Genomic DNA, 12,540 nt, shown 5'->3' with positions numbered 1-12,540 from the left:
TAGGCCTCACTTGAGTCTTCAGATGAAAACACCTAACTTTATTCATGAAAAAACCTGTGAAGAAAACTCCACAGGTCTATTAAATAATTATACTTAAAAACTGTCAACCTATTTTAGGACGACACACAATATGTTTTACGAAAACGTTTGAAATATATAATTTAGCCGAAAATTCACAAACAATACAACCGTAACCTTCATTCATGAGTGACATATCATCTTACGAAAAAGAGCTTGCCTTTCAGGCAGACAGACGTAAAGCAACCACGGAATTCATAAAAATCATAAGCGACCTTTGGTACGACAAGGCCATTGAAGTGGTTTTGTTCAAAAATCAAATCATTGATAAAAATGTGAGCGACATCATCAACCTGCACGAGTATGCAGGGGAGTTTGTACAAAAACCGATGTCCATTTTTGATTCTGTTGAGATTCTTAGGGCAATTTACGATATCAACCTTCCTCCTGCCAAATTGGATATTGGCAAGTTGACCTACGAATACCATTCCAACCAAACAGCTCATCTGAATGTAAAGGCTTTTGTTATAGATAAGCTAAAGGATGCACAATCATCCAAGCCCATAAAACCAAAAGACGTGGTGCTTTATGGTTTTGGGCGAATAGGTCGCTTGGTGGCTCGAGAACTCATGGCGAAAACAGGTCGTGGCAGTCAATTACGGTTACGAGCCATTGTAATTCGTGGTGAATTGAATCGAGAAGTCCTTGAAAAAAGAGCTGCGTTACTCAAAACCGATTCGGTTCACGGACCTTTTACAGGAACTGTGGATATTGATGAATCAAAAAATGCACTTGTAATCAATGGAACAACTGTAAAGTTTATCAGTGCAAACCAACCTGAGGATATTGATTACACCAAATATGGAATCTACAATGCCTTGATTATCGACAATACCGGGGCTTTTAGGGACAATACAGCATTATCCAGACATTTAAAATCCAAAGGGGCCAGCAAAGTCTTATTGACCGCTCCGGGAAAAGAAGTGCCAAACATTGTTCATGGTGTAAACCATACAGACTTTGACCCGGATAAAACCAAGATTTACTCAGCCGCTTCGTGTACCACCAATGCCATTACTCCTATTTTAAAGGTAATCGAAGATTCCTTGGGCATCAAAAAAGGACACCTGGAAACCATTCACGCATACACCAACGATCAAAATTTGGTGGACAATATGCACACGAAATATCGTCGGGGCCGCGCTGCAGCACTCAATATGGTGATTACCGAGACAGGGGCCGGTTCTGCCGTTGCCAAAGCGCTTCCATCTTTAAAGGGAAAATTGACCTCGAATGCGATTCGGGTGCCAGTACCCAACGGGTCTTTGGCCATCCTTAACTTAGAGGTGAAGAACAAGACGTCCAAGGAAAGTATTGACACCATTATTAAAAAGTATGCTCTGGAAGGTGATTTGGTGGAGCAAATAAAATATGCTTTGAGCAATGAGCTGGTTTCTTCGGATATTGTAGGCACCACAGCACCATCTATTTACGATAGCAAGGCCACTATTGTGTCTCCCGGGGGCAAAAATGTGGTACTCTATATTTGGTACGATAACGAGTATGGGTATTCGCACCAAGTGATACGATTGGCAAAATATATCGCAAAAGTTAGGCGTTATACGTATTATTAATGGGGTGTGATTTGTTCGCAGAACTGATTTTCTTTTTTAAATTAGGTATATTGATGTAATTTCGCTCCACCCTTAATCTAAATTTAATACGAGAACCTTATTGAACATGAAGTATTTACGCATTTTATCTGCCTTAGCCTTACTTATCCCAACACTATCCGTCCAAGCGCAAGAAGATGAGTCCTCCGAAGCAGTGGACAATTCCCTAAGAGGACAATTTGAGGAGCTGGAAAGAAAATCCGGGAACTATCGAGCCAATGGCATTCGGTATGAGGTCGTTAAGCTGTCCGACCTCTATGAGACAAAAAACAACATCTTTGATTCCATTGAAACCGCGAATAAAACCATCAAGGATCTATCCGCCACCATAACGGCCAATGACGCAGAAATAGAAGATTTGAACAGTAAACTGCAAGAGACCACCAATAAACTAAATGCCGTTACCGAAGAAAAAGACAGTATTTCTTTCTTTGGTGCCATGGTCAGTAAAGGAACCTACAACTTTATATTATGGTCCATTATATTTGGATTGCTGTTACTGTTATTGTTCTTTATCTATCGTTTCAGGAACAGTAACTTCTTGACACACCAAGCCAAATCCGCACTTGCAGATTTGGAGGAGGAATACCAGAACCATAGGCGAAGGGCTTTGGAGCGCGAGCAAAAAATCAGTCGTCAGCTACAGGACGAGCTGAACAAGCAGAAAAAGTAAGAATCAAGAGGCTATCTAAAAGCAGCAAAATTTTGATTTTGTCAGGTTGATCCCTTCGACTGCGCTCAGGATAAACTAAAGTCGAAAACCATTGATTACCAAATTGAATTTGGTTCTCGACTGCGCTCGAACTGACAGTTGACTAGCTTTTAGAATTCAGTCCCTTCTTTTTATGCCATAGTTATTGCCAGCTTTCACTACTTTTGGAGCTGAAATTAATACTCAGTAGCCATGTCCATGCGGATTGACATTATAACGGTACTCCCCGAACTTTTAAAAAGTCCTTTTGAAGCCTCAATACTAAAACGGGCCATTGAAAAGGGTTTGGTAGAAGTGCACCTACATAATTTACGGGACTATTCCATAGGAAACTACAAACAGGTGGACGACTACCAATTTGGAGGTGGGGCCGGCATGGTGATGATGGTAGAGCCCATTGATAAATGTATCTCCCAACTCAAATCGGAACGGGAGTACGATGAAGTAATCTACATGACCCCGGATGGAAGCACCCTTAACCAAGGAATGGCCAACGAGATTTCCATGAAAAAAAACATTATTGTGCTTTGTGGCCATTATAAAGGTGTGGACCAAAGGGTAAGGGATATGTTTGTGACCAGAGAGATTTCCATTGGTGATTATGTATTGTCAGGAGGTGAATTGGCAGCTGCCATATTATGTGATTCGGTGATTCGGTTGTTACCGGGCGTGCTGAATGATGAAACCTCTGCGCTGACGGATACATTTCAGGATAATTTATTGGCACCCCCCGTATACACAAGACCATCGGAATACAAAGGAATGGAAGTGCCGAAAATTCTGTTGAGTGGCAACTTTCCAAAAATTGAAAAGTGGCGAGAGCAAAAAGCTTTGGAGCGTACTCAAGAAAGAAGACCTGACCTCTTGGAAAAATAATGTCCTTCAAATTTCAAAAACGCAAAAAACCACTTGCTATTTCTAAATATTGCATTATTTTTGCAATCTCAAAATCAACCTCTGACGAAATCCGTGAAAGTTGGTCTTGAAAAAACATTAAAAAAAATACAAATGGAATCCTTAATAAAATTTGTTGAAGACGAATTTGTTCCAAAAAAAGAATTTCCAAAATTTTCAGCTGGTGATACCATCACTGTTTATTACGAAATTAAGGAAGGTGAAAAAACACGTACCCAGTTCTTTAAAGGTGTGGTGATACAGCGTAGAGGAAGTGGTGCAACAGAAACTTTTACCATTCGCAAAATGTCCGGTACTGTAGGTGTGGAAAGAATTTTCCCAGTAAACATGCCAGCTTTGCAAAGAGTTGAGGTAAACAAAAAAGGTAAAGTACGTAGATCTAGAATCTTCTACTTTAGAGGTCTTACGGGTAAAAAAGCCCGAATTAAAGAAGTTAAGGGATAACAATAATCCCATACAACAAGAAAAAGCACCCAAATTGGGTGCTTTTTTTATGAACAATTGTTAATAACCATGGTTCATATTATGTTGATTCTTAGCGCCTTAAAAAGTTGTAAAATTTAGTTATTCAGTCTACTTTAGTCGAAGATATGATAGTGATACCATCACGGTTATATCGATTTAAAGTTGACGTTCTTTAAAACTTTGTATTCCCTTTTAATTGGTAACACTACTGATCACAAAAGGAATTTCGATTTAGGAGGAGCTTAGGCAATACCTAATGAGAAATAATAAATTTTATGTGCGAATGAAAGAGCAATTTTTCATTTTGATAAAGTTTAGGAATACAACAGTACACTTTGCAGAATGTAGTTTAGTTGAAAAATTAAGAGCATAGCAGAGTAAACGTCGAAGGGACATAAGGCGCAATCGAATAGATTGCAGTTTTGGTAAAACAGAGCAAGTCTTGAGTCCTATCTGAAAGCCATCTCCTTGGTAAAAACAAGGAAATGGCTTTTGTTTTTTAACAAATTCGCAGCAAAAGCCCACACTTTTAGTCACTTCCATTCGTGCTTCACCGTCCATAAATTGTATATTTGCAACCGCTCAAACAAATACATATAAATGGCTAAACTTTATTATACCAAAACAGACGAGGCTCCTGCCTTAGCAACCTTATCCTTCTTACCTATTGTTAAATCATTCACCGAAACCGCCAATATTACCGTAGAGACCAAGGACATTTCTTTGGCCGGTAGAATTGCAGCCGTATTTCCAGAATTGTTGACCGAAGAGCAGCAAGTTCCGGATGACTTGTCCATTTTGGGCGAATTGGCAAAAACTCCCGAAGCGAACATTATAAAACTTCCAAATATTAGTGCTTCCATTCCACAGTTAAAAGAAGCCATTGAGGAACTTCAAGCAAAGGGATACAAACTTCCAGATTATCCAGATGAGCCAAAGTCCGATGAGGAAAAGGCCATCAAGACAAAGTACGACAAAGTAAAAGGTAGTGCGGTTAACCCAGTGCTCCGTGAAGGAAACTCGGACAGACGTGCGCCAAAGGCAGTTAAAAATTACGCCAAAGCACATCCGCATACTATGGGCGAGTGGTCCCCTGACTCCAAGACCCACGTAGCAACCATGTCCCACGGAGATTTTAAAGCCAACGAAAAATCATTGACTTTGGCCAACCCGGACGAAATCCGAATTGAATTGGTGGACACACACGGAAAAACAACCGTACTTAAAGATAAACTTTCCCTGTTGCAAGGTGAGGTTATCGATGCTACAGTTATGAGCAAAAAAGCTTTGGTGGAATTCTTGACCAAGGAAATCGCCGATGCCAGAGAGAACAACATTTTACTTTCATTGCACTTTAAGGCTACCATGATGAAGGTTTCCGACCCCATTATTTTTGGTCATGCTTTGGAAGTTTATTTCTCAGAATTGTTCAAAAACTACGGAGATACTTTTGAAAAATTGGGAATCAACCCAAACAATGGTCTCGAAACATTATTGGACAAAATCGGGGAACTGCCCGAAGAGCAACACAAAGAAATCAAAAAAGCTATCGAATCGAGCATAGCAGATGGTCCTGATTTGGCTATGGTAAATTCTGACAAGGGAATTACCAATCTCCACGTACCAAGTGATGTAATTATTGATGCCTCCATGCCTGCCATGATCAGGAACTCCGGTAAAATGTGGGACAAAAATGGAGAGCTTCAGGATACCAAGGCTATTATTCCTGATAGTAGTTATGCCGGAGTATATCAGGCTACCATTGATTTTTGTAAAGAAAACGGGGCTTTTGATCCAAAAACCATGGGAACAGTTCCCAACGTTGGTTTGATGGCTCAAAAAGCCGAAGAATACGGTTCTCATGATAAAACCTTCGAAATTGAGAAAGCAGGAACCGTAAAAGTTGTTGACGCTTCTGGAAACACTTTAATAGAACATCCTGTGGAAAAAGGCGATATCTGGAGAATGTGCCAGGTAAAAGATGCTCCCGTTCAGGATTGGGTCAAATTGGCCGTTTCGCGAGCTAGAGCTACCAATACTCCTGCCGTTTTCTGGTTGGACGAGGAAAGAGCGCACGATGCTGAGTTGATCAAAAAAGTGAACCTTTACCTTAAAGATCACGACACCGATGGGTTGGATATCCGAATCCTTTCCCCTATCGAAGCTACCAAGTTTACCTTGAAGCGCATGAAGGAAGGAAAAGATACCATTTCTGTATCGGGCAACGTATTAAGAGACTACTTGACGGACCTCTTCCCTATTTTGGAGGTTGGAACCAGTGCAAAAATGCTTTCCATTGTTCCGTTGATGAACGGTGGTGGACTGTTCGAGACCGGTGCTGGAGGTTCTGCTCCAAAACACGTTGAGCAATTTTTGGAAGAAGGGCACTTAAGATGGGATTCCCTTGGTGAGTTCTTGGCATTGGCCGTTTCTTTGGAATTCTTCGGAGAAAAGAACAACAACAAAAAAGCACAAGTACTTGCCGAAGCTTTGGATAAAGCAACAGAGGAGTTCTTAAACCAAGATAGATCGCCATCCAGAAAGGTAAATGAACTGGACACAAGAGGAAGTCACTTTTACTTAGCATTGTATTGGGCCGCAGAATTGGCCAAACAGGACAAGGATAAAGAGCTTAAAGCCGTATTTAGTAAAGTATATGACGAGATGTCCTCCAACGAGGCGAAGATCACGCAGGAATTGATAGACGCACAAGGTTCTCCTGTGGATATTGGCGGTTATTACCTGCCAAATCCAGAAATGGCATCCAAAGCGATGCGACCTAGTGAAACTTTGAACAGCATCTTGGATTCCATTGGATAATCAAAAACAGGTTTAAATATAATTAGATAGAGGTCTAAAAAGTCTTCATAACTTGATTTGTCAGGTTGAGCCCGTCGAAACCGATATTGATTATCAGTAATTTGAAAATATTTCGACAAGCTCAATATGACATCGCCTTACTTTTTAGACCTCTCTTTTCTTTTGAACACGCCAAATGTTAAAATAAACATAGTTAGCTGTTTTCATTTTTTAGCTATTCCATAAATGTGTAATTTTAAACAAACCAATCGAATGCCCAGACATTATCTTGCGTTATTGCTAGCCCTGTTTGGGCATTTTTTTGTATTGCACGGACAAGAAAAATATACCTTGAGCGGAACCGTCTCCGAAGCGTCCAGTAACGAATCCTTAATTGGCGTAACTGTCGCCATTTCCGAATTAAAAACAGGGACCACCACCAACGAATATGGGTTTTATTCCATCACTTTGCCCGAAGGAGAGTATCAAGTCATTGTAAGTTATTTGGGATTTCAGGAAGTGGTAGAAACAATTACTTTGGACCAAAATGTAAAACAGGATTTCAACCTGGTTGAAAAAACGGAACAACTACAAGAGGTGGTGGTTACCGACGATGTGGAAAAATTGGACATTAAAAAACCGCAAATGAGCGTTGCCTCATTGGCATCCAATACCATCAAGAAAATTCCGGTGGTTTTGGGCGAATCAGATGTGATAAAATCCTTGGTGCTGCTTCCTGGAGTTACCAGCGCTGGTGAAGCATCATCCGGCTTTAATGTAAGAGGTGGTGCGGCCGACCAAAACCTTATTCTGCTCGATGAGGCCATTGTGTTCAACTCCTCACACTTATTTGGTTTCTTTTCCGTATTCAACCCGGATGCCATTAAGGATGTCAAGCTTTTTAAAGGTGGGATTCCAGCTCGCTACGGCGGTAGGGTTTCTTCGGTGCTGGAAATCTTTCAAAAAGAAGGAAACAGCAAGGAATTTAAAGTAAATGGAGGTATTGGAGCGGTAGCGAGTAGATTACTTATAGAAGGGCCAATTCAAAAAGACAGAACCGCATTTTTAATTGGTGGAAGAGCTTCATATGCGCATTTGTTCCTACCACTTTTTGATGTTGATAACAAAGCCTATTTCTATGACCTGAATGCAAAAATCAACCATAAAATAAACGACAACAACAATGTTTTTCTATCCGGTTATTTTGGAAGAGACCTTTTCAACGTAAGTGACCGATTTGTAAATGTGTATGGAAATGGAGTTGGAAATTTTAGATGGAATCATTTATTTTCTGATAAACTGTTCTCCAACCTATCTCTTATATATTCCGATTATTATTATGGTTTAGAACTCGATTTTGTAGGGTTTGAATGGAATTCGGGTATCCAAAACTTTAATCTTAAGTACGATTTAAAACATTATTTGAGCAATACCCTTCAGCTTAATTATGGTATCAACAGCATCTATTATGTCTTCAATCCAGGTAAAATTGTGCCCAATAGTCCAGATTCGGGCATTGTTGAGGAACAATTGACAAAAAAGTATGCCAACGAAAATGCCGCTTACGTTGATGTAGAGCACGAAATCACGAACAATCTAAGTATTCAATATGGATTAAGGGCAAGTCAATTTAGCCGACTGGGTCAAGATGAGTTTTTCGTGTATGAAAACGACAACCCGGTTGAATTCGACCCTTTTACTTTGACCTATCGCGAAGCGGAACCCATAGATACCATCAGCCCGGGAAGAGGGGGTACCTTAGAGAGCTTTTTTAATCTGGAACCCAGAATTTCAATGTCCTACACTTTTAAGGATAACAATTCCATCAAAGCTAGCTATACACGATTGGCACAGTACCTCCACCTGTTGTCCAACACCAGCTCCCCCACCCCTTTGGATGTATGGACGCCCAGCGGTCCATTTGTAAAGCCGCAGTTATTGGACCAATTCGCTGCTGGATATTTCAGGAACATTCAGGATGGTGTCTACAGTTTGGAAACCGAAATTTTTTACAAGACCATTCAGAACAGGATAGACTACATAGATGGCGCTAACCTTATTGCCAATGATGCCATAGAACAAGTTATTCTGAACGGGGAGGCCCGGGCATATGGATTGGAGCTGTTGTTGCGCAAAAACGAAGGCCGCTTTACAGGTTGGCTGGCCTACACCCTATCCAGGTCCGAACAACGAACTCCCGGCAGGGATTTAGGTTTGGACACAGGAAGGTCCAATTTGGAAACGGGAATCAATTTAGGGGAATGGTACAGTACCCCTTATGACAAAACACATGATTTATCCCTCTACGGAAATTTTGAGCTCAATGAAAAATGGAGCTTTAATGCCAACTTCATCTATCAAACGGGGCAACCGACCAACTATCCCATAGGTCAATTTGAATTTGAAGAGCTGACTGTCCCCTACTATGGACTGAGGAACAAGGAAAGGTTACCGGATTACCACCGTTTGGATATCTCTGCTATCCTCACCCCAAAAAGAAACAAGGGCAGAAAAGTACAATCGGAATGGGTGTTCAGTATTTACAATGCTTACAATCGTCAAAACGCTGCATCCATCAACTTTAGGGAAAATGAGGATACGGGCAGAAATGAAGCCGTTCGCACGTCTATCTTTGGAATTATACCATCAGTAACCTATAACTTTAAATTTTAGTGGTATGAAAAAGCACTTGATTTATTTTTTAATTGTACTGTTACTCAGCTCTTGTGAAGAGGTCGTTGATGTAGATTTGCCAGATGTGGAAACCAGATTGGTTGTGGACGGACTCTTACGGGTTGATAAAAGTCAAGAGTTTATTGATGTGAGAATCACGATGCGCGAAAGCAGTGTTTTTTTTGAAGAAAACGAACCGACCCAAGTCGAAAGTGCCGTAATCAGCTATGGAGAGCTAAACGACAACGGGATATTTGAGAGCTTGGCCTTCTCAAACCTTACCGAAGAAGAACCAGGCACAGGAGTTTACGTGCCCGACCCCAGCTTTAGCTCAGACCAGCGTATACGAACAGCAGCAGCAGAGCCGGGAACCACATTTATTTTGCAAGTTACCCATAAAGGAAAACAATACTTTGCACAGACCAAGTACGCACCAACCGTTCCTATAGATAATTTACGGCAAGGTGACGGAGTGTTTTTTGGTGATGAAGAGCAAACTGAGGTTATCGTTACCTTTACGGACAATGGTGATGAAGACAATTTTTACCTGTTTGATTTTATGTTCGGTGAATTTCAAGTGGTGGAAGACGAGTTTTTCCAAGGTCAACAATTTGAATTTTCCTATTTCTATGATGAAGATACCAACCCAGGTGACGAGGTCACAGTGAGTATTTTGGGATCCACCGAAGAATTTTACAACTTTATGGATTTAGTTTTGGAGCAAACTGGAAACGCCGGAGGACCTTTCCAAACCCCTGTCGCAACTGTACGTGGCAACATATTTGATGTTACGGGACTGGACAACATAACTATTTTGGACAATGTGGAACGTCCAAACGATTACGCATTGGGATATTTTGGTGTGGTACAAGAATACAGCAGGACCATTACCATTGAATAGCGCGCTATACAAAGGCATAAATCAACAAAATCATTAAAATGCCAACGACACCCTGGACTAAAGTCCCCATGGTATGTCCTCTCAAAGCAGTTTTCACATTCATATTGGAAAACTGGGAAACCACCCAGAAATAGCTATCGTTGATATGGGAAACCGTCATAGCCCCCGCTCCTATCGCCAAAACCCCTAAAGCTTTATCAGTAATGGAAATTAAACCAAAGGTTTCCAATAGCGGTGCAATTATGGCCGAAGTGGTGATTATGGCTACGGTTGATGAACCCTGAGCGGTTTTGAGCACGGCTGCAATCACAAAAGCGATCAAAAGGCCACCGATACCCGTACTGGATTCCAGATTGATGATGGAAGCAATATCCATGGTGCGAAGAACTGCCCCAAACGCACCTCCCGCTCCAGTGATGAGCACAATGGCTCCCGCTTGTTTAAAAGCTTCGGGCACCCATCCTTTTTTTTCTTTTGTAGGTACCTTTCTGCCTAAGGCAAAAGCAAAGAAAACCCCGATCAGCAAAGCAATTACGGGACTGCCCAAAAAGTCAAAAAAACTGAAAACCCAACCTTCACCCAAAGGGTGTGTAGGATAATCCACGACAGATTTCATCGCAATCAAAATTATAGGGACAAGTAAAGGTAAAAATGCTTGTATAGGCTTAACGGTTGATTGAACGATTTCTTTCTCTTCTTGTACATCGGCCGTTTCATCCTCTTTTAATGATTTACCAATGAACCGCGCCCAAAAATACCCTGAAATAGAAACGGGTATGGCAACCAAAAGTCCAAAGATGAGCACCATTCCCAAATCGGCATCCAAAATCGCGGCTGCAGCCAAAGGACCGGGAGTGGGCGGCACAAAAACATGAGCAGAATACAGTCCGGTGGCCAACGCAATGGCAAAGACCAAGGCTGGGATGCCCGTTTTTTTACTGATGGCTTTGTTTAATGAAGAAAGAATAATATAGCCTGAATCGCAATACACAGGAATGGATATTACAAATCCAGCCAAGTTCATTGCCAAGGGAGATCGTTTTAAGCCAATCACTTTTAGGATGCTGTTGGCGAGAACTTGGGTACTTCCCGTTTTCTCGAGATAAATCCCGATCACCGTCCCAAAAGCAATTACCAATCCAATACCCGATAGTGTGTTTCCAAAGCCTTCAGCCATGGTGGACATAATATTTTTGGGTGTTATCCCCAATAAAAATCCAGAGGCTACAGCGGCAATGGTCAACGAAAAAATGGGGTGCATTTTAAATTTTACGGTAGCAATAATAATGAAGAGGACCACTACCCCCAGAACTAGTATTTCCATGGTTAATTTTTAGTGCAATATCCTTTAAATATAAGCTAATATTCCTACTTTGGTCCCATGAGGCGAACCAACAAGGAACTTTTAGTAAAGGGAATAAAATCGTTTGGATACACGGTAATCGCCATGTTCATGGGGCCGTTTTTGATCTACCAAGCGTTTAAAAATGAAGGACACCCTTTTTATTGGCCCGTATTGATTTTGGGAATTATCTGCGCCATTTTGGCCATCTATCTAGGATTTAGGTCAGTGAAAATTGTAATGGACGCCATTTTTGGCAAGAAAACCAAAGACTAATTCCCCGTAGTGGACGGCTGGGTTTTCCATTTATTGGAAAGTTGGGCGTAATCATAATCCAAAACTGACTTTTGCCGCTCCAACCGGCTTGCAGCAAAGGCACGCTGCAGAATATCCTCGATCAAATAGTCTTCGTGCACTTCTTCCGGAAGAAATTCCTCTTTTAAACTAATTTTAAACAAACTTGCCGTGGTATTATACCAAAATGCCCGCCAACCACTCCTTAAATCCTTAACCAAGTCAAAAGCTGTGGTACCGGTTTGACGGTGAATCAATTTCACTAAAATCTGTCCTTCGGTACGGGTCAGTTTTTTTAACTCTTCTGAAAACTCCCCTTCAATGTATTTTTGAACCTTTCGAGTATAGCGCCGCTGGTGCCTTCTCTTTTTAATGAGTTCAAGACTGTCATTCAGCTCCACCAAACGTTCAGCGGCCAACTTGGCATAAGGATACACCTTCAAAGTTTTTCGGCGAAGGATGTAGTATCGCAGTTTATCCTCTCGATTCGCAAAATCCAATTTTCCGAAAATATAAACCTCTTCCAGTTCAATGGAACTCATCAAAATGGAGTCTCCCTCAAACCGAACATAATAATCCTCAATGGAATCATTGGCAATAGAATCCCTAGAGCTTACAATGGAATCCTTTTGTGGTTCCTGAGCAAACCCAAGGGCGGCAATTGCCAGAAAAACAATAAGAAAACAGTTACGCAGCATAACATTCCTTCCTCAATAGTCTTGCCAAAAGTAAGTATAAAGGTATGATT

General features: G+C 41.1%; 10 protein-coding genes. 8 read left to right on the top strand and 2 right to left on the bottom strand.

Annotated elements, in window-relative coordinates; genetic code table 11:
* Positions 1–203: 203 nt before the first annotated feature.
* The 7 genes from J4E06_RS13380 (at position 204) to J4E06_RS13350 (ending at position 10,156) form a co-directional block, all read left to right on the top strand.
* A complete protein-coding gene (locus tag J4E06_RS13380) occupies positions 204–1,652 on the top strand; it encodes a glyceraldehyde-3-phosphate dehydrogenase (RefSeq protein WP_349524452.1) in 1,449 nt (482 codons plus the stop codon).
* Between the two features lie 106 nt (positions 1,653–1,758).
* Positions 1,759–2,364, top strand: coding sequence for a tRNA (guanine-N1)-methyltransferase (locus J4E06_RS13375; RefSeq protein WP_349524451.1), 606 nt, complete (start codon positions 1,759–1,761; stop codon positions 2,362–2,364).
* Positions 2,365–2,601: 237 nt separating this feature from the next.
* The gene (gene trmD / locus J4E06_RS13370; RefSeq protein ID WP_349524459.1) at positions 2,602–3,279 is read left to right on the top strand and encodes a tRNA (guanosine(37)-N1)-methyltransferase TrmD; all 678 of its coding nucleotides are present in this window, start codon (positions 2,602–2,604) and stop codon (positions 3,277–3,279) included.
* A gap of 132 nt (positions 3,280–3,411) precedes the next feature.
* Complete coding sequence (gene rplS, locus J4E06_RS13365) at positions 3,412–3,762, top strand: 50S ribosomal protein L19 (RefSeq protein WP_014031354.1); 351 nt, start codon at positions 3,412–3,414, stop codon at positions 3,760–3,762.
* A gap of 621 nt (positions 3,763–4,383) precedes the next feature.
* Positions 4,384–6,603, top strand: coding sequence for an NADP-dependent isocitrate dehydrogenase (locus J4E06_RS13360; RefSeq protein WP_349524450.1), 2,220 nt, complete (start codon positions 4,384–4,386; stop codon positions 6,601–6,603).
* A 252-nt stretch (positions 6,604–6,855) separates the two neighbouring features.
* Entirely contained in the window at positions 6,856–9,255 is a 2,400-nt protein-coding gene (locus J4E06_RS13355; RefSeq protein WP_349524449.1) for a TonB-dependent receptor, read from the top strand.
* A gap of 4 nt (positions 9,256–9,259) precedes the next feature.
* Positions 9,260–10,156 carry a DUF4249 family protein gene (locus tag J4E06_RS13350; protein WP_349524447.1) on the top strand — a complete coding sequence of 299 codons (897 nt, stop codon included), beginning with the start codon at positions 9,260–9,262 and terminating at the stop codon, positions 10,154–10,156.
* 4 nt (positions 10,157–10,160) lie between these two features.
* Here the strand turns inward: J4E06_RS13350 and J4E06_RS13345 are convergent, their stop codons facing one another.
* Positions 10,161–11,480: a GntP family permease gene (locus tag J4E06_RS13345; protein WP_349524445.1), complete on the bottom strand. Its 1,320-nt coding sequence runs from the start codon at positions 11,478–11,480 to the stop codon at positions 10,161–10,163.
* 57 nt (positions 11,481–11,537) lie between these two features.
* Between J4E06_RS13345 and J4E06_RS13340 the strand changes: the two genes are divergently transcribed.
* Complete coding sequence (locus J4E06_RS13340) at positions 11,538–11,774, top strand: DUF6095 family protein (RefSeq protein ID WP_349524444.1); 237 nt, start codon at positions 11,538–11,540, stop codon at positions 11,772–11,774.
* On the opposite strand, the gene J4E06_RS13335 is transcribed toward J4E06_RS13340, so the two are convergent.
* Positions 11,771–12,490: a DUF4294 domain-containing protein gene (locus tag J4E06_RS13335; protein ID WP_349524443.1), complete on the bottom strand. Its 720-nt coding sequence runs from the start codon at positions 12,488–12,490 to the stop codon at positions 11,771–11,773. The genes J4E06_RS13340 and J4E06_RS13335 overlap by 4 nt on opposite strands.
* Between the last annotated feature and the right edge of the window lie 50 nt (positions 12,491–12,540).

Origin of the sequence: Allomuricauda sp. NFXS6 (assembly GCF_040148835.1) — a bacterium.
GTDB lineage: Bacteria > Bacteroidota > Bacteroidia > Flavobacteriales > Flavobacteriaceae > Flagellimonas.
This window is presented reverse-complemented; position numbering and strand designations above follow the sequence as displayed.

Coding starts and splice junctions, on each gene's coding strand:
- J4E06_RS13380 (WP_349524452.1), top strand. CDS start 204: ATGAGTGACATATCATCTTACGAAAAAGAGCTTGCCTTTCAGGCAGAC.
- J4E06_RS13375 (WP_349524451.1), top strand. CDS start 1,759: ATGAAGTATTTACGCATTTTATCTGCCTTAGCCTTACTTATCCCAACA.
- trmD (WP_349524459.1), top strand. CDS start 2,602: ATGCGGATTGACATTATAACGGTACTCCCCGAACTTTTAAAAAGTCCT.
- rplS (WP_014031354.1), top strand. CDS start 3,412: ATGGAATCCTTAATAAAATTTGTTGAAGACGAATTTGTTCCAAAAAAA.
- J4E06_RS13360 (WP_349524450.1), top strand. CDS start 4,384: ATGGCTAAACTTTATTATACCAAAACAGACGAGGCTCCTGCCTTAGCA.
- J4E06_RS13355 (WP_349524449.1), top strand. CDS start 6,856: ATGCCCAGACATTATCTTGCGTTATTGCTAGCCCTGTTTGGGCATTTT.
- J4E06_RS13350 (WP_349524447.1), top strand. CDS start 9,260: ATGAAAAAGCACTTGATTTATTTTTTAATTGTACTGTTACTCAGCTCT.
- J4E06_RS13345 (WP_349524445.1), bottom strand. CDS start 11,480: ATGGAAATACTAGTTCTGGGGGTAGTGGTCCTCTTCATTATTATTGCT.
- J4E06_RS13340 (WP_349524444.1), top strand. CDS start 11,538: ATGAGGCGAACCAACAAGGAACTTTTAGTAAAGGGAATAAAATCGTTT.
- J4E06_RS13335 (WP_349524443.1), bottom strand. CDS start 12,490: ATGCTGCGTAACTGTTTTCTTATTGTTTTTCTGGCAATTGCCGCCCTT.